The organism is Cupriavidus necator (assembly GCF_013141915.1).
Lineage (GTDB): Bacteria > Pseudomonadota > Gammaproteobacteria > Burkholderiales > Burkholderiaceae > Cupriavidus > Cupriavidus necator_B.
This window is the reverse complement of record NZ_SROX01000008.1, coordinates 148,346-169,857: the sequence shown is the minus strand read 5'-3', so window position 1 is coordinate 169,857 and position 21,512 is coordinate 148,346. Positions and strand designations below refer to the sequence as shown.

The 21,512-nt window shown below is 67.2% G+C and carries 19 protein-coding genes; 17 read left to right on the top strand and 2 right to left on the bottom strand.

The genetic code is table 11. The features are described from left to right. The first annotated feature begins 42 nt into the window (after window positions 1-42). The 7 genes from E5S69_RS16865 to E5S69_RS16835 all read left to right on the top strand — a co-directional run bounded on the left by E5S69_RS16865 (window position 43) and on the right by E5S69_RS16835 (window position 7,159). Window positions 43-531 carry an FKBP-type peptidyl-prolyl cis-trans isomerase gene (locus tag E5S69_RS16865; protein WP_171515802.1) on the top strand — a complete coding sequence of 163 codons (489 nt, stop codon included), beginning with the start codon at window positions 43-45 and terminating at the stop codon, window positions 529-531. Window positions 532-567: 36 nt separating this feature from the next. Further along, window positions 568-1,533, top strand: coding sequence for a 4-hydroxy-3-methylbut-2-enyl diphosphate reductase (gene ispH, locus E5S69_RS16860; RefSeq protein ID WP_171515801.1), 966 nt, complete (start codon window positions 568-570; stop codon window positions 1,531-1,533). A gap of 556 nt (window positions 1,534-2,089) precedes the next feature. Further along, complete coding sequence (locus E5S69_RS16855; RefSeq protein WP_171515800.1) at window positions 2,090-3,301, top strand: branched-chain amino acid ABC transporter substrate-binding protein; 1,212 nt, start codon at window positions 2,090-2,092, stop codon at window positions 3,299-3,301. Window positions 3,302-3,513: 212 nt separating this feature from the next. After that, window positions 3,514-4,449, top strand: a complete 936-nt coding sequence (locus E5S69_RS16850) for a branched-chain amino acid ABC transporter permease (RefSeq protein WP_171515799.1) — start codon at window positions 3,514-3,516, stop codon at window positions 4,447-4,449. Window positions 4,450-4,462: 13 nt separating this feature from the next. Next, entirely contained in the window at window positions 4,463-5,620 is a 1,158-nt protein-coding gene (locus E5S69_RS16845) for an ABC transporter permease subunit (RefSeq protein ID WP_171515798.1), read from the top strand. Window positions 5,621-5,633: 13 nt separating this feature from the next. Then, the gene (locus tag E5S69_RS16840; protein ID WP_171515797.1) at window positions 5,634-6,410 is read left to right on the top strand and encodes an ABC transporter ATP-binding protein; all 777 of its coding nucleotides are present in this window, start codon (window positions 5,634-5,636) and stop codon (window positions 6,408-6,410) included. A 32-nt stretch (window positions 6,411-6,442) separates the two neighbouring features. Further along, window positions 6,443-7,159 (top strand): ABC transporter ATP-binding protein, encoded by a 717-nt coding sequence (locus tag E5S69_RS16835; protein ID WP_116337749.1) that lies wholly within the window; start codon window positions 6,443-6,445, stop codon window positions 7,157-7,159. Between the two features lie 291 nt (window positions 7,160-7,450). On the opposite strand, the gene E5S69_RS16830 is transcribed toward E5S69_RS16835, so the two are convergent. Then, a complete protein-coding gene (locus tag E5S69_RS16830) occupies window positions 7,451-8,638 on the bottom strand; it encodes an acetylornithine transaminase (protein ID WP_171515796.1) in 1,188 nt (395 codons plus the stop codon). A 286-nt stretch (window positions 8,639-8,924) separates the two neighbouring features. After that, window positions 8,925-9,983, bottom strand: coding sequence for a CDP-6-deoxy-delta-3,4-glucoseen reductase (locus E5S69_RS16825; RefSeq protein WP_171515795.1), 1,059 nt, complete (start codon window positions 9,981-9,983; stop codon window positions 8,925-8,927). A 9-nt stretch (window positions 9,984-9,992) separates the two neighbouring features. Here E5S69_RS16825 and E5S69_RS16820 point away from each other — a divergent pair, with 9 nt between their 5' ends. The 10 genes from E5S69_RS16820 to E5S69_RS16775 all read left to right on the top strand — a co-directional run bounded on the left by E5S69_RS16820 (window position 9,993) and on the right by E5S69_RS16775 (window position 21,499). Continuing rightward, a complete protein-coding gene (locus tag E5S69_RS16820; RefSeq protein ID WP_171515794.1) occupies window positions 9,993-11,000 on the top strand; it encodes an NAD-dependent epimerase/dehydratase family protein in 1,008 nt (335 codons plus the stop codon). Window positions 11,001-11,295: 295 nt separating this feature from the next. Continuing rightward, the gene (locus E5S69_RS16815; protein ID WP_171515793.1) at window positions 11,296-12,264 is read left to right on the top strand and encodes an ABC transporter substrate-binding protein; all 969 of its coding nucleotides are present in this window, start codon (window positions 11,296-11,298) and stop codon (window positions 12,262-12,264) included. Between the two features lie 28 nt (window positions 12,265-12,292). Further along, window positions 12,293-13,162, top strand: coding sequence for an ABC transporter permease (locus E5S69_RS16810; RefSeq protein WP_171515792.1), 870 nt, complete (start codon window positions 12,293-12,295; stop codon window positions 13,160-13,162). Further along, a complete protein-coding gene (locus E5S69_RS16805) occupies window positions 13,159-13,938 on the top strand; it encodes an ABC transporter ATP-binding protein (protein ID WP_012353726.1) in 780 nt (259 codons plus the stop codon). The genes E5S69_RS16810 and E5S69_RS16805 overlap by 4 nt, the downstream gene beginning before the upstream one ends. A gap of 6 nt (window positions 13,939-13,944) precedes the next feature. Then, entirely contained in the window at window positions 13,945-14,706 is a 762-nt protein-coding gene (gene hutC / locus E5S69_RS16800; RefSeq protein ID WP_171515791.1) for a histidine utilization repressor, read from the top strand. Between the two features lie 63 nt (window positions 14,707-14,769). After that, window positions 14,770-16,344 carry a histidine ammonia-lyase gene (gene hutH / locus E5S69_RS16795; RefSeq protein ID WP_171515790.1) on the top strand — a complete coding sequence of 525 codons (1,575 nt, stop codon included), beginning with the start codon at window positions 14,770-14,772 and terminating at the stop codon, window positions 16,342-16,344. Between the two features lie 205 nt (window positions 16,345-16,549). Then, on the top strand, window positions 16,550-18,250 hold the full coding sequence (gene hutU, locus E5S69_RS16790) for a urocanate hydratase (RefSeq protein WP_171515789.1): 1,701 nt from the start codon (window positions 16,550-16,552) through the stop codon (window positions 18,248-18,250). Next, on the top strand, window positions 18,247-18,849 hold the full coding sequence (locus E5S69_RS16785; protein ID WP_171515788.1) for a HutD/Ves family protein: 603 nt from the start codon (window positions 18,247-18,249) through the stop codon (window positions 18,847-18,849). The genes hutU and E5S69_RS16785 overlap by 4 nt, the downstream gene beginning before the upstream one ends. After that, the gene (hutI, locus tag E5S69_RS16780) at window positions 18,846-20,099 is read left to right on the top strand and encodes an imidazolonepropionase (protein ID WP_171515787.1); all 1,254 of its coding nucleotides are present in this window, start codon (window positions 18,846-18,848) and stop codon (window positions 20,097-20,099) included. Before E5S69_RS16785 ends, hutI begins: the two co-directional genes overlap by 4 nt. Next, window positions 20,096-21,499, top strand: a complete 1,404-nt coding sequence (locus tag E5S69_RS16775; RefSeq protein WP_171515786.1) for a formimidoylglutamate deiminase — start codon at window positions 20,096-20,098, stop codon at window positions 21,497-21,499. Before hutI ends, E5S69_RS16775 begins: the two co-directional genes overlap by 4 nt. Window positions 21,500-21,512 lie beyond the last annotated feature (13 nt).

Genomic DNA, 21,512 nt, shown 5'->3' with positions numbered 1-21,512 from the left:
GCCAGCAATGGCCTGCTCCTACCCTCCCCTGGTTGATCACCCATGAATTTGCAAACTTTCGCGTCGGAAGCCGACGGCGGCACGGCTGGCCGCAAGACTGTCCAGGCCGACTCCTTCCTGACCCTGCACTACAGCCTCGCGCTCGAGAACGGCACCGAGGTCGTCAGCACGTTCGAGGAGAAGCCCGCCACGCTGCTGCTGGGGCAGGGCCAGTTCGCGCCGACGCTTGAGCAGGCGCTGCTGGGCATGCCCGAAGGCGAGCGCATGACCTACCGCCTGGCGCCGGAGCAGGCCTTCGGCCCCCGCAACACCGATCTGCTGCAGTGGGTGTCGCTGACCACGCTGCGCGAGAACAGTTCGTTCGAAGAGGACTACAGCCCTGGCGATCTGGTCGAGTTCAACGCGCCCGGCGGCGGCAAGTACGCCGGCGTGCTCAAGGAGATCGGCGAGACCGCCGCGTTGTTCGACTTCAACCATCCGCTGGCCGGGCAGACCATCCTGTTCGACGTGCAGCTGATCGGCATTCTCTGAACCGTTGCCACGTCGAACCTGTCCGGATACCGCCGCATGCCTGACCTGACCCCCGCATCCGCCGCAGAAATCCTGATGGCCCAGCCACGCGGCTTCTGCGCCGGCGTGGACCGCGCCATCGAGATCGTCGAGCGCGCGCTCGAGCGCTTCGGCGCGCCCATCTACGTCCGCCACGAAATCGTCCACAACGCCTATGTGGTGGCCGACCTGCGCCGCAAGGGCGCGGTGTTCGTGGGCGAGCTCGACGAGGTGCCCGCCGGCGCCACCGTCATCTTCAGCGCTCATGGCGTGTCGCGCGAAGTGCGCGAAGACGCCGCCCGGCGCGGGCTGCACGTCTTCGATGCCACCTGCCCGCTGGTGACCAAGGTGCACGTGGAAGTGAGCAAGCTGCGCGCGCAGGGCTGCGAGATCGTGATGATCGGCCATCGCGGCCACCCGGAAGTCGAAGGCACGATGGGCCAGGCCAACGGCGGCATGGTGCTGGTGGAGTCGGTCGGCGATGTCCAGACGCTGCAGATCGCCGATCCGTCGCGGCTGGCGTACGTCACCCAGACCACGCTGTCGGTGGACGAGACCCGCGAGATCGTGGCCGCGCTCAAGGCCCGCTTCCCGGACATCCGCGAGCCCAAGAAGCAGGACATCTGCTATGCCACGCAAAACCGCCAGGACGCGGTGAAGTTCATGGCGCCGCAGGTGGAAGTGGTGATCGTGGTGGGGAGTCCCAACAGTTCCAACTCCAACCGCCTGCGCGAGCTGGCCGAGCGCCTGGGCGTGCCGGCCTACATGGTGGACGCGCCCGAGCAGGTGCGGCCGGAGTGGATCGCCGGCAAGCGACGCATCGGCCTGACCGCCGGAGCCTCGGCGCCCGAGGCGCTGGCCCAGTCCATCGTCGAGCGCCTGCGCGAACTCGGTGCGCGCCAGGTGCGTCCGCTCGAGGGCATCGAGGAAAACATGGCGTTCCCGCTGCCGCGTGGCTTGCTGCCCACCAGTGCAGCCGCCTGAGCGCGTTGCGGGCGTGGCCCGCCGCTTGAAGGCCTGCCTGATAAAGGGCGCCGCTGTTGCGGCGCCCTTTTTGTTTCTGGCGTCTCCCAGGCTGGGGATAATGCCCGCCGCCGGTGCCGGCGCGCCCGCGATTCGTGCCGGTGGGCTAATCAGGGTAATCCCCGAAGCTGGGGTTTTCCCTATTATGGTGCGGCGCTACATTCTGCACATTAGAGCGAAGCGCCACGCGATTTAAATGGAACACCTAATTAATAAAGGTGCATTATAGGTGGTGCCGGCGATGCTTCTTTGCCGCCTGGGGCGGTGCAGGCACGGTTCTTGTAAGAAGGAGGGGCGGCAGCGTCATGTGAGCGGGAATTGCCGCAATCTGTGCATTGGGGAAATTCCCTAGCTTAAATGAACGGTAAATCGTCAAGGATGTTGCGTCGCGTATTGCATCGACTTGGAAAGGGGATACAATGCGCGCGTTTCAAATTGAAACTAAACAAAGGCGGTCCAGGGAAACGTCCGGGCGGCGTTGCAAATCCCTGTTTTTGTGAATCCTAGGAGATCACTCATGCAAATCACGTTTGCCAAGATTCTGCCGATCGCGGCCGCAGTGGCGCTGGTCGCAGCTTGCGGCAAGAAGGAAGAAAAGCCGGCGGATACGGCCTCTTCGGCGCCGGCAGCAGCGGCTCCCGCAGCGCCGGCAGCCGGCGGCGGCGAAACCGTCGTCAAGATCGGCCACGCGGCCCCGCTGACCGGCGGCATCGCGCACCTTGGCAAGGACAACGAAAACGGCGCCCGCCTGGCCGTGGAAGAAGTCAACAAGAAGGGCCTGGAGATCGGCGGCAAGAAGGTCAAGCTGGAACTGGTCGGCGAAGACGATGCGGCCGATCCCAAGACCGGCACCGCCGTGGCGCAGAAGCTGGTCGACGCCAAGGTCGTCGCCGTGGTCGGCCACCTGAACTCGGGCGTGTCGATTCCTGCCTCGAAGATCTACAGCGACGCCGGCATCGTGCAGATCTCGCCGTCGTCGACCAACCCGGACTACACCAAGCAAGGCTTCAAGACCACCTACCGCGTGGTCGCCACCGACGCCCAGCAGGGCCCGGCGCTGGCCAACTACGCCGCCAAGACCCTGCACGCCAAGAGCGTGGCCATCGTCGACGATGCCACTGCCTACGGCAAGGGCCTGGCCGACGAGTTCGAGAAGACCGCCAAGGCTTCCGGCGTGAACGTGGTCGCGCGTGAGGCCACCAACGACAAGGCCACCGACTTCAAGGCCATCCTGACCAAGATCAAGGGCAAGAAGCCGGACGTCATCATGTACGGCGGCATGGACGCCACCGGCGGCCCGTTCGCCAAGCAGGCCAAGGAACTGGGCATCGGCGCCAAGATCGTTGGCGGCGACGGCGTCTGCACCGACAAGGTGGCCGAGCTGGCCGGCGATGCCGTGACCAACATCATCTGCTCGGAGGCAGGCCTGGCGCTGTCGAAGATGGAGACCGGTGCCGACTTTGACAAGCGCTACCAGGCTCGCTTCAACGCCCCGGTGCAGATCTACGCACCGTTCACGTACGACGCCGTGATGGTCATCGTCGATGCCATGAAACGCGCCAACTCGACCGAACCGGCTGCCATCCTGGCCGAAATGCCCAAGACCAACTACAAGGGTGTGATCGGCAATATCGCCTTCGACGAGAAGGGCGACATGAAGGAAGGCACCATCACGCTGTACGAGTACAAGGACAAGAAGAAGTCCGTCCTCGACGTCGTGAAGATGTAACCTGGGCTTACCGGCCCATCCGAACGGCACCGTGAGTATTTTGCGGTGCCGTTCTTTTTAGCCTGGCCTAATGTAGAAGCATCCTTACCATGGATGGAGCAGGGCAGGCCGCTCACCAGCAAAGCAACCACCGCAACGTTACCCATCACACACCAGGGTCCCCCCGGCATCCACACCATGCCGTAAGGTCCGGGACTGAAGCAGGAGTTTTCATGGATATCTTTATCCAGCAGATCGTGAACGGTCTGGTGCTCGGCAGTATTTATGCGCTGATCGCACTGGGCTACACCATGGTCTACGGTATTCTCGGCATCATCAACTTCGCCCACGGCGACGTGCTGATGATCGGCGCGCTGACCGCCCTGTCAGCCATCCTCGGATTGCAGAAATTCGCCCCCGGCCTGCCTGAATGGCTGACGCTGGTGATCGCCACGCTGATCGCCATGCCGGTCTGCGCGATCCTGTCCTATTCGATCGAGCGGATCGCCTACCGGCCCTTGCGCAATGCGCCACGGCTGGCACCGCTGATCACCGCGATCGGGGTTTCCATCATCCTGCAGACCATGGGCATGCTGATCTGGTCGCGCAACCCGCTGACGTTCCCGCAGCTGCTGCCGTCCAGCCCGATCGACATCGGCTCGACCGGCGCCACCATCACTGGCAAGGAAATGGTCATCATCGGCATGGCCGTGATGGTGATGTCCGGCCTGCTGGCCCTGGTCAACCGCACCAAGCTCGGCCGCGCCATGCGCGCCACCGCCGAGAACCAGAAGGTGGCCGGCCTGATGGGCGTGAACCCCAATTTCGTCATTTCCGCCACCTTCATGATCGGCGCCACGCTGGCCGCGCTGGCCGGCGTGATGATGGCCACCAACTACGGCAATGCCCACTTCTACATGGGCTTCATCCCCGGCCTGAAGGCGTTTACCGCCGCGGTGCTGGGCGGCATCGGCAACCTGGCTGGCGCCATGGTCGGCGGCATGCTGCTGGGCCTGATCGAAGCGCTCGGCGCCGGCTATATCGGCGACCTGACCAACGGCGTCTTCGGTTCGAACTACCAGGACGTCTTTGCCTTTATCGTGCTGATCACCGTGCTCGTCTTCCGTCCGTCCGGCATCATGGGCGAACGCGTGGCGGATCGCGCCTGAGGAGAGCGAATCCATGAATACTCCGATTCCATCCACGGCTGCCGTCGCGGCGCCATCGAAGGTGCCGGCCAAGACCCTGGCGGCACTGCTTGGCTTCCTGGTGATCGCCCTGTGCGCACCGTTCTTCGTCCAGACCATGGGCGGCAACTACTGGGTCCGCGTGCTGGACTTTGCGCTGCTGTACATCATGCTGGCGCTGGGCCTGAACATCGTGGTCGGCTTTGCCGGCCTGCTTGACCTGGGCTATATCGCGTTCTACGCGGTGGGCGCCTACCTGATGGCGCTGCTCGGCTCGCCGCATCTGGCGAACCAGTTCGAGTGGATCCACCAGTTGTTCCCCACTGGCATCCATTTGTCGATGTGGTTCGTGTTGCCGATCGCGATCCTGGTAGCCGCCACGTTCGGCGTGCTGCTCGGGGCGCCAACGCTCAAGCTGCGCGGCGACTACCTGGCCATCGTGACGCTGGGCTTCGGCGAGATCGTCCGGATCTTCATGAACAACCTGGACCGTCCGGTCAACATCACCAACGGTCCCAAGGGCATTACCGCGGTCGACCCGGTGCATATCTTCGGCTTCGATTTCTCCAAGTCGCACGAGATCTTCGGGCTCAAGTTCACGCCGGTGTTCATGTACTACTACCTGCTGGTGTTCCTGGTCATCGTGATCGTGTTCGTGAGCCTGCGGCTGCAGAACTCGCGCATCGGCCGCGCTTTCGTGGCCATCCGCGAAGACGAGATCGCCGCCAAGGCGATGGGCATCAACACCCGCAACATCAAGCTGCTGGCCTTTGCCATGGGCGCGTCGTTCGGCGGTGCATCGGGTGCGGTGTTCGGTGCGTTCCAGGGCTTCGTCTCCCCGGAATCGTTCACGCTGTGGGAGTCGATCTACGTGCTGGCGATCGTGGTGCTGGGCGGCATGGGCCATATTCCGGGCGTGATCCTGGGCGGCGTGCTGCTGGTGGGTTTCCAGGAACTGCTGCGCGTGGTCGCCGAGCCGATGCAGACCGGCCTGTTCGGCCATGTGATCGTCGATGCCGAGGTGCTGCGCCAGCTGCTGTTCGGCCTGGCCCTGGTCGGCGTGATGCTGTACCGCCCGTCAGGCATCTGGCCGTCGCCGCGCAAGGAAGACCGCCCGGTGGTGCGCCGCGCGGGCAATATCGGCCGTCTGTAAACCGGAGGAAGACATGAGCAACAACGATTTCCTCCTGTCGGTGCAGGGGGTCAACAAGCGTTTCGGCGGGCTGCAGGCACTGTCCGACGTAGGCCTGCAGATCAAGCCGGGCGAGATCTATGGACTGATCGGCCCCAACGGCGCCGGCAAGACCACCTTCTTCAACGTGATCACCGGCCTGTACACGCCGGATTCGGGCGAGTTCGTGCTGGGCGGCAAGCCCTACCAGCCGACCGCCGTGCATGAGGTGGCCAAGGCCGGCATCGCGCGCACGTTCCAGAATATCCGGCTGTTCGGCGACATGACCGCGCTCGAGAACGTGATGGTCGGGCGCCACGTGCGCTCCAAGGCCGGCGTGTTCGGCGCGATCTTCCGCCCGCCCTCGGTGCGGCGCGAGGAAGACGGTATCGAAGACATGGCGCATGACCTGCTCGACTACGTCGGCATCGGCAAATACGCCAACTTCACCGCGCGCAACCTGTCGTACGGCCACCAGCGCCGGCTGGAGATCGCCCGGGCGCTGGCGACCGAGCCCAAGCTGCTGGCACTGGACGAACCGGCCGCGGGCATGAACGCGACCGAGAAGGTCGAGCTGCGCGGCCTGCTCGACAAGATCAAGAACGACGGCAAGACCATCCTGCTGATCGAGCACGACGTGAAGCTGGTGATGGGGCTTTGCAACCGCATGACGGTGCTGGACTACGGCAAGGTGATTGCCCAGGGCCTGCCGCACGAGGTGCAGAACAACCCCGCCGTGATCGAGGCTTACCTCGGCACCTCGGCGCACTGATGGCGGGAGCGGACGTAATGAATCAGCCTGCAATGAAACAGACAGTACTGAAGATCTCCGGCCTGAAGGTTGCCTACGGCGGCATCCAGGCCGTCAAGGGCATCGACCTGGAAATCCGGGACGGCGAGCTCGTCACGCTGATCGGCGCCAACGGTGCCGGCAAGACCACCACCATGAAGGCCATCACCGGCCTGCAGGGCTGGGCCGGCGGCGACGTGGAGTACATGGGCAAGTCGATCAAGGGCGTGCCCAGCTACGCGCTGCTCAAGCAGGGTTTGGCGATGGTGCCGGAAGGCCGCGGCGTATTTGCGCGCATGACCATCACCGAGAACCTGCAGATGGGCGCCTACACGCGCAACGACGAGGCCGGCATCAAGGCCGACGTCGAGCGCATGTTCGGCATCTTCCCGCGCCTGAAGGAGCGCGCCAACCAGCTGGCGGGCACCATGTCCGGCGGCGAGCAGCAGATGCTGGCGATGGCGCGCGCGCTGATGAGCCAGCCCAAGGTTTTGCTGCTGGACGAACCGTCGATGGGTCTGTCGCCGATCATGGTGGAGAAGATCTTCGAGGTCGTGCGCGACATCTCGGCGCAGGGGGTGACCGTGCTGCTGGTCGAGCAGAACGCGCGCCTGGCGCTGCAGGCCGCGCACCGCGGCTACGTGATGGAGTCCGGCCTGATCACCATGAGCGGCGAGGCCAGCCAGATGCTGGATGATCCGAAGGTGCGGGCAGCGTACCTGGGGGAGTAAGCGGCGTAGCGCCCGCCGCAGAGCAAAAAAGCCTCGCGCAAGCGAGGCTTTTTTGCTCCTGACATAGTCTGCCCTGCGCGTGTTGTCTCCCCTCTCCCATTTATGGGAGAGGGGTGGGGGAGAGGGCAGGCGCTGGCAGTACCGACGCACTTCACTTCATGGATGCTCCTGCCCTCTCCCCCGGCCCCTCTCCCGCAGGCGGGAGAGGGGAGCAGCCCGGCGGGATGGTTGCTTTGTCAGTAATCTGAAGGCTCGCGCAAACGAGGCCTCTTTCAGGCGTTGCCGGAAGGCTCAGCCCAGCTTCTTCAGCAGCGTGCGCAGCATGCCGATCATCTGGTCGATCTCTTCGCGCGTTACGTTCAGCGCCGGCATGAAGCGCAGCAGGTTGGCGCGCGGCGCGTTCAGCAGCAGGCCTTGCGGGGCCATGTCGCGCGCTTCCTCCACCAGTTGCGGGCCGATGTCCTTGCCCAGCAGCAGCGCACGCAGCAGGCCTTCGCCACGTTCGCCCTCGAGGCCGAACTCGCCCGACAGCGCCAGCAGCTGCTCCTTCAGGTATTCGCCCTTGGCCTTGACGTCCTCGAGGAAGCCGGGGGCGGTCAGCTGCTCGATCACCGCGCTGCCCACCGCGGTCATGAGCGGGTTGCCGTTGTAGGTGCCGCCCTGGTCGCCGGCTTCGAAGCTGGCGACCTCGGCCTTGCACAGCAGCGCCGACAGCGGCACGCCGCCGCCGATGCCCTTGCCCAGCGTCATGATGTCCGGCTCCACGCCCGACAGCTCATAGGCGAACAGCGTGCCGCAGCGGCCGCAGCCGGCCTGCACTTCATCGACGATGAACAGCAGCTTGTGCTTGTCGGCGAGCGCGCGCAGGCCCTGCATGAATTCGCGCGTGGCCGGGATCACGCCGCCTTCGCCCTGCACCGGCTCGAGCATGATGCCGACGGTCTTGTCGGTGATCAGCTTTTCCACCGAGGCCAGGTCGTTCAGTTCGGCCTTGGGGAAACCCGGCACCTGCGGCGCGAAGATGGTGTCCCAGCCGGCCTTGCCCGATGCGCTCATGGTGGCGAGCGTGCGGCCATGGAAGCTGTGGTCCATGGTGATGATCTCGTAGGCCCCATCCTTGTGCTTGCGGCCCCATTTGCGCGCCAGCTTGATCGCGCCTTCGTTGGCCTCGGCGCCGCTGTTGGCGAAGAAGACCTTGTCGAAGCAGCTGTGGTCGGTCAGCTGCCGGGCCAGCTTGAGCATCGGCTCGTTGTAGAAGGCCGGGCTCGGGTTGATGATCTTCTTCGACTGCGCCACCAGTGCGTCGATCATGCCCGGGTTGGAATGGCCCAGGCAGTTCACCGCCCAGCCCTGCACGAAGTCCAGGTAGCGCTTGCCGTTGTGATCCGTCAGCCAGGAGCCCTTGCCCTCGGTGAACACGAGCTCGGGCCGGTTGGTGATGTACATCAGGGATTGGACGGGATACTCAGCAAATGCCATGGCGGACTCCAGGGGTCGGCGTGTAACGATGGACGGACGGGCGCGAAAGACGCAACGAGAACAAAAACAAAAAGCCACGGGGGTTGCCCGTGGCTCGTTGACATGAACAGACGCAGTCGACGGTCAGCCGCGCGGCACCCCAGCGGGGAGCGACGTACGGAAGCTGCGGCGTCGGTTGAAGGTCGTGTGCATGCGGGCAAATATAAGGCGCATGGGCCCGGGTGTCAAAACGAATTTTGGCGGGCCCGGGCACTGTTGCGCTGGCGGAACGGCGCGCCGACGGCCCTCAGGCCGCGGGCGTGGCCGCGTGCATGTCGGCCTCGGAGGTGAACGAGTCGGCGAAAAACGCGTCTTCATGCAGCTGGCACTGGCGCGTGAAGTCGCCGCGCGCGGCGTTGATCATCACCGGCGCACCGCAGGCGTAGACCTCGTGGCCAGACAGGTCGGGGTGATCTGCAATCACGGCCTGGTGGACGAAGCCGGTGCGGCCCTGCCAGTTGTCTTCGGGCAGCGCGTCGGAGACCACCGGCACGTACTTGAAGTTGGGCAGGTCGCGCGCCCACTGCTCGGCGAGCGCGTGCATGTACAGGTCCTTGGGCCGGCGACCGCCCCAGTACAGCGTCATCGGGCGCGTGATGCCGGTGTAGGCGGCGTGCTCGACGATGGCCTTGATGGGGGCGAAGCCGGTGCCGGAGGCCAGCAGGATGATCGGGGCGTCGGACTCCTCGCGCAGGAAGAAGCTGCCCAGCGGGCCTTCGAAGCGCAGGATGTCGCGTTCCTTCATGGCCGGCTGGCCTTCCTTGGCGCCGAACACGTAATCGGTAAACGCGCCGCCGGGCATATGGCGGATATGCAGTTCGATCGGGCCGTCCTCGTGCGGCGGCGTGGCGATCGAATAGCTGCGGCGCTTGCCGTCGCGCAGCAGGAATTCCACGTACTGGCCGGCCAGGTATTGCATGCGCTCGGTGGCGGGCAACTGCAGCTTGATCGCGATCACGTCGTCGGCCAGGCGCTCGAGCGAGGTCACGCGGCACGGCACCTTCTTGATCGGGATGTCGCCCGCGCCGTGGACTTCGCGGCATTCGATGGTGATGTCCGAGGCGGCGTTGGCGCAGCAGAACAGCGCGCGGCCCTCGGTCTTTTCCTGAGCAGTCAGGGCCGAAGGGGCATGGTCGCCCTGCACGATGGTGCCTTCGAGCACGCGGCCCTTGCACGAACCGCAGGCGCCGTTCTTGCAGCCGTAGGGCAGCCCGATGCTGTGGCGCAGGGCCGCGCCGAGGATGGTTTCGTCCGTGGCCACTTCAAACTTGTGGCCGCTGGGCATGACGGTTACTTGATAAGCCATAATCGGTCTATGAGCCAAATTCTGTCGAAGCAGCAGCCTGCGCGCCCCCCACAATTTCCGCGGCTGCCGGTGCCGTCGCGCCGGCTGGGCCGCCCGCGCCTGCTGATCGTAGGCTGCGGGGATGTGGGGACGCGCTGCCTGCGTATCCTGTCGTCGCGCATGCGGGTCTTCGCCGTGACCTCGCAGCCGGCGCGCCGCGCCGAACTGCGTGCCGCCGGCGCGGTGCCGCTGGTGGCGGACCTGGACCGGCCGGCCACGCTGGCACGGCTGCGCGGGCTGGCCACGCGGGTGCTGGACCTGGCGCCGCCACCCGGGCAGGGCGAAGGCGATCCGCGCACGCGTGCATTGCTCGCCGCATTGCGCCGGACGGCCTGGCGCCGTGCCAGCACGGCTGCCGGCATGCTTCCCGGCGAGCCCGCCATTCTACCCGACCGTACCCTGCCCCGCGCTGCGTTTGTCTACGCCAGCACCACCGGCGTCTACGGCGACCGCCAGGGCGCGCGCGTGGCCGAATTCCATGCAGTGCGACCCCAGACCGCGCGCGCGCGCCGCCGCGTCGCCGCCGAGCAGGCGGTGCGCAGGTTCGGCCGCGATGCCGGCTGGCGCGCCAGCGTGGTGCGCATCCCGGGCATCTACGCCGAAGACCGCCTGCCGGTGGCCCGGCTGCGGCGCGGCACGCCCGCGCTGGCGCCGCAAGACGACGTCTACACCAGCCACATCCATGCCGACGACCTCGCGCGCATCATGGTGGCTGCGCTGTTCCGCGGCCGCCCGCAGCGCGTGGTCCATGCCAGCGACGATACCGAACTGCGCATGGCCGACTATTTCGACCTTGTCGCCGAGCGCCGCGGGCTGCCGCGTCCGCCACGCATTACCCGCCCCGAGGCGCTCCAGGTGATCGACAAGACCCTGCTCAGCTTCATGAGCGAGTCGCGCCGGCTCGACAACCGCCGGCTCAAGCGCGAACTGCGGCTGCGGCTGCGATATCCCACCGTCAACGCCTTCTTCGACGCCTGAACTTCCCGCGGGCTGCCACGCGACCGTGGCATGGGGTTTGCTGCCCAAGTGCGTCGTCAGATTCCTGTCTATACAGCAACACTTTTTGTGCGCCGGGCTGGTGCCCGCGTGCCTGGAATGGTGCCCATCCAGTGGTGATGGCGTGATGTATGGCGCATTTCGTAGTATTTATCCGCCCGGTTGCTTGGTGGAAGCCCTACGTTGACTTGTATATACAGGCATTGTTTAATGCCCGAAAACGAGTGCGGCCACATGCATGGCCCGCCGTCGACGGACACACCAAAGGAGCGTACAGATGAGGAATCCAGGCAGGTTTCGCGGTCGGATGGCAGTGCAGGCGGCGATGCTGATGGCGGCATTGGGAGCCGGTGCGGCGCAGGCGGATAACACTCCGGTGACGCTGGGCATGAGCGGCTGGACCGGTTTCGCGCCGCTGACACTGGCCGACAAGGCCGGCATCTTCAAGAAGCACGGTGTCGACGTCGACATCAAGATGATCCCGCAGAAGGACCGCCACCTGGCGCTGGCCTCCGGCGCGATCCAGTGCGCGGCGACCACCGTCGAAACCCATGTGGCCTGGAACGCCAATGGCGTGCCCATCACCCAGATCGTGCAGCTCGACAAGTCCTACGGCGCCGACGGCCTGGCCGTGCGCACCGACGTGAAGACCTTTGCCGACCTGAAGGGCAAGACCATCGGCGTCGATGCGCCGGGCACCGCGCCGTACTTTGGCCTGGCCTGGATGCTGAAGAAGAACGGCATGTCGCTCAAGGACGTGAAAACCACCACGCTGTCGCCGCAAGCCGCCGCGCAAGCCTTCGTGGCGGGGCAGAACGACGGCGCCATGACCTATGAGCCGTACCTGTCGACGGTGCGCCAGAACCCGGACAAGGGCAAGATCCTGGCGACCACGCTCGACTATCCGATGGTGACCGACACGCTCGGCTGCGCGCCCAAGTGGCTCAAGGACAATCCCAAGGCCGCGCAGGCGCTGGTCGACAGCTACTTCGAGGCGCTCGAGATGATCCGCAAGGAGCCGGCCAAGGCCAACGACATCATGGGCGCGGCGGTCAAGCAGACCGGCGAGCAGTTCGCCAAGTCATCCGCCTACCTGCGCTGGCAGGACCGCGAGGCCAACAAGAAGTTTTTTGAAGGCGAGCTCGCCAGCTTCAGCAAGGAAGCGGCCGCGGTGCTGCTGGACATCGGCGTGATCCGCCAGGTGCCGGACGTGACCAAGCTGTACGACGCACGTTTCCTCAAGTAACCCGGCAGTTCTCAGGAGGCGTGACGTCATGACGCAAGCCCGTATTGGTTCACCCGCCCCGGCTGCCGCCGTGGCGGCCCCCGCCGCCGGGGACGCGCCGGTGCGCCGGCGCCATCCCTGGCTGGCACCGCTGGTGCCGGTGGCGCCCAACACCCGCTGGATGCTGGGCCTGTCCTTCTTCGTGCTGTTCTTCGGCATCTGGGCGGTGGTGACGCTGGGCGGCTTCGTGCCGCGCACGTTCCTGGCCGACCCGATGACGATGGCCAGGGAAGGCCTGACCCTGTTCACCGAGTACAACTTCATCGGCGACATCGGCATGACCGTGTGGCGCGTGGTCGGCGGCTTCGTGCTGGCCGCGGTGCTGGCGGTGCCGCTGGGCATCTTCATGGGCGCGTACAAGGCGGCCGAGGCCTTCTTCGAGCCCTTTGTCTCGTTCTGCCGCTACCTGCCGGCGTCGGCCTTCATCCCGCTGCTGATCCTGTGGGCCGGCATCGGCGAGACCCAGAAGCTGCTGGTGATCTTCATCGGCTCGTTCTTCCAGATCGTGCTGATGGTGGCGGTGGCGGTCGGCGGTGCGCGCAAGGACCTGGTCGAGGCCGCGTACACGCTGGGCGCCAACAGCGCCGGCATCGTGCGGCGCGTGCTGATCCCGGGCGCGGCGCCGGAAATCGCCGAGATCCTGCGGCTGGTACTGGGCTGGGCCTGGACCTACGTGATCGTGGCCGAACTGATCGGCTCGTCGTCGGGCATCGGGCACATGATCACCGACAGCCAGGCGCTGCTCAATACCGGCCAGATCATCTTCGGCATCATCGTGATCGGCTGCATCGGCCTGGTCTCGGACCTTGTCTTCAAGCGCGCCAACCAGCGCCTGTTCCCGTGGAGTTCGATCCAATGAGCGCACTGTCCATCCAGCAGGTCTCGCGGACCTTCTCCAACCCGCGCGGCGGCCAGACGCTGGCATTGCAGCCGGTCGATTTCGAAGTGCGCGACAACGACTTCGTCACCATTCTGGGCCCGTCGGGCTGCGGCAAGTCCACGCTGCTGCGCATCGTCGCGGGGCTCGACACCCCGACCAGCGGGCGCGTGCTGCTTGACGGCCAGCCGGTGTTCGCGCCCGGCGCCGACCGCGGCATGGTGTTCCAGTCGTACACGCTGTTCCCGTGGCTGACGATCGAGCAGAACGTGCGCTTCGGCCTGCGCGAGCGCGGCATGAGCGCGGCCGAGCAGAAGGAGCGCAGCGACTTCTTTATCCAGCGCGTGGGGCTGCGCGGCTTCGAGCACCATTTCCCCAAGCAGCTGTCCGGCGGCATGCAGCAGCGCACCGCGATCGCGCGCGCGCTGGCCAACGACCCCAAGATCCTGCTGCTCGACGAGCCCTTCGGCGCGCTCGACAACCAGACCCGCGTGCTGATGCAGGAGCTGCTGCTGGGCATCTGGGAGGCGTCGCGCAAGACGGTATTATTCGTGACCCACGATATCGACGAGGCCATCTTCATGGCCAACCGGGTGGCGGTGTTCTCCGCCAGGCCGGGTCGGATCAAGAGCGAGATCGCGGTCGATTTTCCGCACCCGCGCCATTACACGATCAAGACTACGCCGGAGTTCTCCGCGCTCAAGGCGCGGCTGACCGAGGAAATCCGCGCCGAGGCGATGGCCGCGGCCGAGCACTAAGACCTTATGAACCACGCCGCCGGCACCCCGACTTCCGCTTCTGCCTCTCCCACCGCGCTCTACCAGCAGGTGAAGGAGTACATCGCCCGCCAGATCCAGAGCGGCGCGTGGCAGCCGGGCGACCGGGTGCCGTCGGAGCAGGAGCTGGTGAACCGCTTCGGCGTATCGCGCATGACCGTGAACCGGGCGCTGCGCGAGCTGCAGGAGCAGGGCCGGGTGGTGCGCGTGGCCGGCGTGGGCACCTTTGTCGCCGAGCACAAGCCGCAGTCTACGCTGCTGTCGGTGGTCAACCTGCAGGACGAGATCCGCATGCGCGGGCATGACTATGCCTGCGACGTGATCCTGGTGGAGCGCGTCTCGGCCTCGATCGAGGTGGCCGCGGCGCTGGAGCTGCGCACCGGCGAGTCGGTGTTCCACTCGGTCTGCGTGCATCGCGAGGACGGCGTGCCGGTGCAGTTGGAAGACCGCTACGTCAACCCGCGCGTGGCGCCGGACTTCATCAGCCAGGATTTCAGCGCGACCCAGCCCGGCGAATACCTGCTGCGCCATGTGCCCTACGACCAGGTCGAACATGTGGTCGACGCCATTGCCGCCACTCCGGAACAAGCCGCCCAGTTGGAAATGCCGCCGACGCAGGCTTGCCTGATGCTGACGCGCCGCACCTGGACCAACGGCGTGCCGGTGACCTTTGTGCGCTGCCTGCATCCGGGCAACCGCTACCGCCTCGGCAGCCGCTTCCGCGCCGACGGCAATCCCGCTTTCGGCTGATTCCACAAGAATCCGCCTGACGATCCAGATTTTTATCTAAGCTGTATAGACAGGAACATACAAATGACTGCGAGCCCACATGACCAAGCCAACCGTCCGCTGCTGACACTGCAGCCGGGCCAAGTCACGCTGGCCGACCTGCGCCGCATCTACCGCGGCGAGGTGCGTCTGGCCATGGCCGAATCGGCCTGGGCGGGCGTTCGCGCCGCGCAGGCCACGGTGCAGGACATCATCGACGCCGACGCCGTGGTCTATGGCATCAACACCGGCTTCGGCAAGCTGGCGCAGACGCGCATCCCCAACGACAAGCTGGCGCAACTGCAGCGCAACCTGGTGCTGTCGCACAGCGTGGGCACCGGCCCGGACCTGGCCGAGGATACGGTGCGGCTGATCCTGGCCACCAAGGCGGTCAGCCTGGCGCGCGGCCATTCCGGCGTGCGTCCCGAACTGATCGCGGCACTGCTGGCGCTGGTCAATCACGGCGTGACGCCCTGCATCCCGGCCAAGGGCTCGGTGGGCGCTTCGGGCGACCTGGCGCCGCTGGCGCATATGTCGTGCACGCTGATTGGCGTGGGCGAGGTGCTGGTCGGCGGCAAGCGCGTTCCCGCCGCCGAGGGCTTGGCCCATGCCGGCTTGCAGGCGTTCGAACTGGGCCCGAAGGAAGGCCTGGCGCTGCTCAATGGCACCCAGGTGTCGACCGCGCTGGCGCTGGCGGGCCTGTTCGCCGCCGAAGACGCGTTTGCCGCCGGCCTGGTTGCGGGCGCGTTGTCGCTCGAGGCCATCAAGGGCTCAGTCAAGCCGTTCGACGCGCGCATCCATGCCGCCCGCGGCCAGGCCGGCCAGATCGCCGTGGCCGGCGCGGTGCGCGCGATGCTGGACGGCAGCGAGATCGTCGACTCGCACAAGGCCTGCGGCCGCGTGCAGGACCCGTATTCGATCCGCTGCCAGCCGCAGGTGATGGGCGCGTGTCTGGACAACCTGCAGCACGCCGCGCGCATCCTGCAGATCGAGGCCAATGCGGCCTCCGACAACCCGCTGGTGTTTTCGGCGCAGGGCGACGTGGTCTCCGGCGGCAACTTCCACGCCGAGCCTGTGGCCTTTGCCGCCGACATCATCGCGCTGGCGATCGCCGAGATCGGCGCGATCTCCGAGCGCCGGCTGGCGCTGCTGCTCGATACCGGGCTGTCGGGCCTGCCGCCGTTCCTGGTGCGCGACGGGGGTTTGAACTCGGGCTTCATGATCGCGCAGGTGACGGCCGCCGCGCTGGCCTCGGAAAACAAAGCGCTGGCGCATCCGTCCAGCGTCGACAGCCTGCCGACCTCGGCCAACCAGGAAGACCATGTGTCGATGGCCACCTACGGCGCGCGCCGCCTGGGCGAGATGGCGGCCAATACCGCGGTGGTGGTCGGCATCGAGGCCATGGCCGCGGCGCAGGGCATCGAGTTCCACCGGCCGCTGAAGTCGTCGCCGCTGGTCGAGCAGGAACTGGCACGTATCCGCGCGCGGGTGGATTTTGTCGAAGGCGACCGCTACCTGGCGCCGGATATCGAGGCGATGAAGCAGTGGGTGGTGCAGGGCGATGCGGGGGCCGGGTGGCCTGCGGCGGTTCGGGCAATCTTGCCGACCAACGCTGGTTGACGCGCCGGGCCTCTCCCCCGGCCCCTCTCCCACGCGCGGGAGCGCGGAGCAAACCGGCGGCCTTTCAGGTGCTGCCTGGTGTCTCCCCTCTCCCGCCTGCGGGAGAGGGGCGGGGGAGAGGGCCAGCGCATCCACTCGCCATCACGCATCAAGTGGCAACAGAAACCGATCGCGCCACAAGCGCCATCCCAAAGGAGAACAACCGATGAACGCTCCCGAACCCCAAGCCCTCCAGCGCGGCCAGCGCGAGATCCGCGCCCCGCGCGGCACCCAGCTGCACTGCAAGAACTGGCTGATCGAAGCCGCCTACCGCATGATCCAGAACAACCTCGATCCCGACGTGGCCGAGCGCCCGCAGGACCTGGTGGTGTACGGCGGCATCGGCAAGGCCGCGCGCAACTGGGAATGCTTCGACGCCATCCTCGACAGCCTGCGCCGCCTCGGTGAAGACGAGTCGCTGCTGGTGCAGTCGGGCAAGCCGGTGGGCGTGTTTCGCACCCATGCCGATGCGCCGCGCGTGCTGATCGCCAATTCCAACCTGGTGCCGCACTGGGCCAACTGGGACAAGTTCAACGAACTGGACCGCGCCGGGCTGATGATGTACGGCCAGATGACCGCTGGCTCGTGGATCTACATCGGCACGCAGGGCATCGTGCAGGGCACCTACGAGACCTTTGTCGAGGCCGGCCGCCAGCACTACAACGGCGACCTGTCGGGCAAGTGGATCCTGACCGCGGGCCTGGGCGGCATGGGCGGCGCGCAGCCGCTGGCGGGCGTGCTGGCCGGCGCTTGCGTGCTGGCGATCGAGTGCCAGGAATCGCGCATCGACTTCCGTCTGCGCACGCGCTATCTCGACAAGAAGGCCACCACGCTGGACGAGGCGCTGGCGATGATCGCCGAGGCCACCCGGAAGAAGGAAGCGATTTCGGTGGGCCTGCTCGGCAACGCCGCTGACATCGTGCCGGAGCTGGCCAAGCGCGCGCAGGCCGGCGGCATGCGCCCGGATATCGTCACCGACCAGACCTCGGCGCACGACCTCGTCAACGGCTACCTGCCGCAAGGCTGGACGGTTGCGCAGTGGGAGCATGCGCGCCAGCACGAGCCCAAGTCGGTCGAGGCCGCCGCGCGTCCGTCGATCGTCAGGCACGTGCAGGCCATGCTCGACTTCCAGAAGATGGGCGTGCCGACGGTCGACTACGGCAACAACATCCGCCAGGTTGCGTTTGACGAAGGCGTGCAGAACGCCTTCGATTTCCCCGGCTTCGTGCCGGCCTATATCCGCCCGCTGTTCTGCCGCGGCAAGGGCCCGTTCCGCTGGGTCGCGCTGTCGGGCGATCCGGAAGATATCTACAAGACCGACGCCAAGATGAAGGAACTGTTCCCCGAGGACAAGTCCCTGCACCGCTGGCTCGACATGGCGCACGACCGCATCGCCTTCCAGGGCCTGCCGGCGCGGATCTGCTGGGTTGGCCTGGACGAGCGCCACCGCGCCGGGCTGGCCTTCAACGAGATGGTGAAGTCGGGCGAGCTGAAGGCGCCGGTAGTGATCGGCCGGGACCACCTGGACTGCGGCTCGGTGGCGTCGCCGAACCGCGAGACCGAAGCGATGCGCGACGGCTCCGACGCGGTGTCCGACTGGCCGCTGCTGAACGCGCTGCTGAACACCGCCGGCGGCGCCACCTGGGTCAGCCTGCACCACGGCGGCGGCGTCGGCATGGGGTTCTCGCAGCACGCCGGGGTAGTGATCGTGTGCGATGGCACCGACGCGGCGGCGAAGCGCATCGAGCGCGTGCTGTGGAACGATCCGGCCACCGGCGTGATGCGCCATGCCGATGCGGGCTACGCGCTCGCCATCGAGTGCGCGCACGAGAAGGGCCTGGACCTGCCGATGGTGAAGGGCGCATGAGCCCGGCGCCATCTCAACCATTCGCGCTGGCCGACATCGCGCCCACGCGCTGGAAGAACGGCGGCGGCAACACGCGCGAGATCGCGGTGTGGCCGCCGGCCGCCGGCATGGACGACTTTATCTGGCGCCTGAGCGTGGCCGACATCGAACGCGACGGCCCGTTTTCGGCGTTCCCGGGCATCGACCGCCAGATCGTACTGCTGGACGGCGCCGGCGTGACGCTGTGCGCGGACGACGGCAGCTTTAGCCATCGCCTGGAACGCGTCGGCGAGCCGTTCGCCTTCTCCGGCGATACCAGCCTGCAGGCGGCGCTGCTCGGCGGCGCCACGCGCGACTTCAACGTGATGACGCGGCGCGGCCATTGCCGCGCGCGCGTCGACGCGTTCCACGCGGCGTTTGCCGCCAGCACCGACAGCCATGCGCTGTGCCTGCTGGCCGTCAGGGGTGCCTGGCAGGCAAAGGACGCCGCCATGCGGCTGCAAGCGGGCGAAGGCGCGCTGCTGCGCGCGGACGGCGCGGCAGCGACGCTGGCCTTCGAACCTGCCGGTGATGCGGCCCTGTGCCTGTGCGTCACCCTCGACATGGAGCCTGGTCAATGACACCGACTTCCTTGCCGCCAGCCCCCAGCGCGGATGGCGTTTGGCACAACTGCCACCTGCTGCCGGATGCCGATCCCGCGCAGGCAATTCGCGATGCCGCGCTGGTGGTCGAGCGTGGACGTATCGCCTGGCTGGGCGCAGCGGCGGACCTGCCCGAGGCCTGGCGCGGCGCACCGAGCCATGACGCCAACGGAGCCTGGATCACGCCGGGGCTGGTCGATTGCCATACGCACCTGGTCTATGGCGGCCAGCGCGCCGACGAATTCGCCATGCGCCTGGCCGGCGCGGGCTATGAAGAGATCGCGCGCGCCGGCGGCGGCATTGTCTCGACGGTGCGCGCCACGCGCGCCGCCGACGAAGACACGCTGTTCGCGCAGGCCGCGGCGCGCCTGCAGCCGCTGCTTGCCGAGGGCGTTACCGCGATCGAGATCAAGTCCGGCTACGGGCTGAACCTGGAAGCCGAACGCAAGCAATTGCGCGTGGCACGCCGGCTGGGCGAGCACTTCGGGGTTGCGGTCTACACCACCTTTCTCGGCGCGCACGCGTTGCCGCCGGAATACGCGGGCCGTGCCGACGACTATATCGACCTGGTCTGCAACACCATGCTGCCGGCGCTGGCCGGCGAAGGCCTGGTCGATGCCGTCGATGCCTTCTGCGAGTCGATCGGTTTCTCGATCGCGCAGACGGAGCGGGTGTTCGACGCCGCCGCGCGCCACGGCCTGCGCGTCAAGCTGCATGCGGAGCAGTTGAGCAACCTCGGCGGCGCCGCGCTGGCGGCACGCCACCGCGCGCTCTCGGCCGACCATCTCGAGCACCTCGACGAGGCCGGCGTGGCCGCGATGGCCGAAGCCGGCACGGTGGCGGTGCTGCTGCCGGGGGCCTACTACTTCCTGCGCGACACCAACCTGCCGCCGATCGCGCTGCTGCGGCAGTACGGCGTGCCGATGGCGATCTCTACCGACCACAACCCCGGCACCTCGCCGGTGACTTCGCTGCTGCTGATGATGAATATGGCCTGCACGCAGTTTCGGCTGACGGTGCCGGAAGCGCTGGCCGGCGTGACCGCGCACGCGGCGCGCGCGCTGGGCGCCGCCGATCGCCATGGGCGGCTGGCGACGGGGCGCGGTGCCGATTTCGCGCTGTGGCGCATCGATTCGCCGGCCGAGCTGGCGTACTGGTTCGGCCGCAATCCGGTCGCGACGGTGGTGCGCCAGGGGCGTGTCCACGCCTGCGAAGGGGTCACGTCATGAGCGGGCAACTGTTTGCACCGTTTGCGCTGCTGCCGGACGGCTGGGCCCGCGATGTGCTGCTGGCCTGGGACGAGGCCGGCCGCTTCACCGCCGTGCAGCCGGGTGCGGCGCCTGCCGCCGGCGTGCCGCAGGCGGCAGGCCCGGTGGTGCCGGGCATGCCCAACCTGCATTCGCATGCGTTCCAGCGCGGCTTTGCCGGCCTGACGGAATTCCGCAGCCGTCCGCAGGGCGACGATCCGGCCGGCGCCGATTCGTTCTGGAGCTGGCGCACGCTGATGTACCGCTTCGCGCAGCGGCTCTCGCCAGACACGCTGGAGGCGGTCGCCACCCAGCTCTATATCGAGATGCTGCGCGCGGGCTACACCAGCGTGTGCGAGTTCCACTACGTGCATCATGACGAGGGCGGCAGGCCGTACGCGGACGCCGCCGAGATGTCGCTGCGGCTGCTGCGCGCGGCGCAGCGCACCGGTATCGGCATGACGCTGCTGCCGGTGCTGTACCAGGCCGCGGGCTTTGGCGGCAAGCCGCCGCTGGCGGAGCAGCGGCGCTTCCTGCACGATACCGATGCGATGCTGAAGCTGCTGGAACGGCTGCGCCCCGCGTGCGCGCAGTCCGGCGCGCGCCTCGGGCTGGCGCCGCATTCGCTGCGCGCGGTACCGGAAGCCAGCCTGTTGCATGCGCTGGCGGGATTGCGGGCCATCGACGTGCAGGCGCCCGTCCATATCCATATCGCCGAGCAGCAGAAAGAGGTCGACGACTGCATCGCATGGTCCGGCACGCGCCCGGTGACGTGGCTGTTCGACCATGTCGAAGTCGATGCGCGCTGGTGCCTGGTGCACGCCACCCATATGGACTGGGACGAGCGCCGGCGCCTCGCCCACAGCGGCGCGGTGGCCGGCATCTGCCCGACCACCGAGGCCAACCTGGGCGACGGCGTGTTCGAGGCCGCGCCCTACCTGGCGCAGCAGGGCGCATGGGGCATCGGCTCGGACAGCCATGCCAGCGTCAGCGTGGCGGAAGAGCTGCGGTTGTTCGAGTACGGGCAGCGGCTGGCGCTGCAGCGGCGCAACGTGCTGGCGTCCGACACGCACGTGCAGGTGGCGGACCGCCTGTACCTGGAAGCGGTGGCCGGCGGCGCGCGCGCCTCGGCCCGCGCGGTGGCCGGACTGGCAGCGGGCCAGCTGGCCGACTTCGTCGTGCTGGACGGCGCGCATCCGACGCTGGCGGGGCTCGACGGGCCCCAGGCGCTGGCCACGCACGTGTTTGCCTGCCATGGCCATGAGACACTAGCGGAAGTCCGCACCGCCGGCCGCAGCCGCGTGCAGCATGGCGCGCATCCGCTGCAGGCGGACGCCGGACGCCTGTTCATCGCGGCGCGCGCCAGCCTGCTGGCCGACTGAAACCGGGCACACG

Excerpts from the sequence above, each read along its gene's own strand:
- E5S69_RS16865 (WP_171515802.1), top strand. The coding sequence starts at position 43 with ATGAATTTGCAAACTTTCGCGTCGGAAGCCGACGGCGGCACGGCTGGC.
- ispH (WP_171515801.1), top strand. The coding sequence starts at position 568 with ATGCCTGACCTGACCCCCGCATCCGCCGCAGAAATCCTGATGGCCCAG.
- E5S69_RS16855 (WP_171515800.1), top strand. The coding sequence starts at position 2,090 with ATGCAAATCACGTTTGCCAAGATTCTGCCGATCGCGGCCGCAGTGGCG.
- E5S69_RS16850 (WP_171515799.1), top strand. The coding sequence starts at position 3,514 with ATGGATATCTTTATCCAGCAGATCGTGAACGGTCTGGTGCTCGGCAGT.
- E5S69_RS16845 (WP_171515798.1), top strand. The coding sequence starts at position 4,463 with ATGAATACTCCGATTCCATCCACGGCTGCCGTCGCGGCGCCATCGAAG.
- E5S69_RS16840 (WP_171515797.1), top strand. The coding sequence starts at position 5,634 with ATGAGCAACAACGATTTCCTCCTGTCGGTGCAGGGGGTCAACAAGCGT.
- E5S69_RS16835 (WP_116337749.1), top strand. The coding sequence starts at position 6,443 with ATGAAACAGACAGTACTGAAGATCTCCGGCCTGAAGGTTGCCTACGGC.
- E5S69_RS16830 (WP_171515796.1), bottom strand. The coding sequence starts at position 8,638 with ATGGCATTTGCTGAGTATCCCGTCCAATCCCTGATGTACATCACCAAC.
- E5S69_RS16825 (WP_171515795.1), bottom strand. The coding sequence starts at position 9,983 with ATGGCTTATCAAGTAACCGTCATGCCCAGCGGCCACAAGTTTGAAGTG.
- E5S69_RS16820 (WP_171515794.1), top strand. The coding sequence starts at position 9,993 with ATGAGCCAAATTCTGTCGAAGCAGCAGCCTGCGCGCCCCCCACAATTT.
- E5S69_RS16815 (WP_171515793.1), top strand. The coding sequence starts at position 11,296 with ATGAGGAATCCAGGCAGGTTTCGCGGTCGGATGGCAGTGCAGGCGGCG.
- E5S69_RS16810 (WP_171515792.1), top strand. The coding sequence starts at position 12,293 with ATGACGCAAGCCCGTATTGGTTCACCCGCCCCGGCTGCCGCCGTGGCG.
- E5S69_RS16805 (WP_012353726.1), top strand. The coding sequence starts at position 13,159 with ATGAGCGCACTGTCCATCCAGCAGGTCTCGCGGACCTTCTCCAACCCG.
- hutC (WP_171515791.1), top strand. The coding sequence starts at position 13,945 with ATGAACCACGCCGCCGGCACCCCGACTTCCGCTTCTGCCTCTCCCACC.
- hutH (WP_171515790.1), top strand. The coding sequence starts at position 14,770 with ATGACTGCGAGCCCACATGACCAAGCCAACCGTCCGCTGCTGACACTG.
- hutU (WP_171515789.1), top strand. The coding sequence starts at position 16,550 with ATGAACGCTCCCGAACCCCAAGCCCTCCAGCGCGGCCAGCGCGAGATC.
- E5S69_RS16785 (WP_171515788.1), top strand. The coding sequence starts at position 18,247 with ATGAGCCCGGCGCCATCTCAACCATTCGCGCTGGCCGACATCGCGCCC.
- hutI (WP_171515787.1), top strand. The coding sequence starts at position 18,846 with ATGACACCGACTTCCTTGCCGCCAGCCCCCAGCGCGGATGGCGTTTGG.
- E5S69_RS16775 (WP_171515786.1), top strand. The coding sequence starts at position 20,096 with ATGAGCGGGCAACTGTTTGCACCGTTTGCGCTGCTGCCGGACGGCTGG.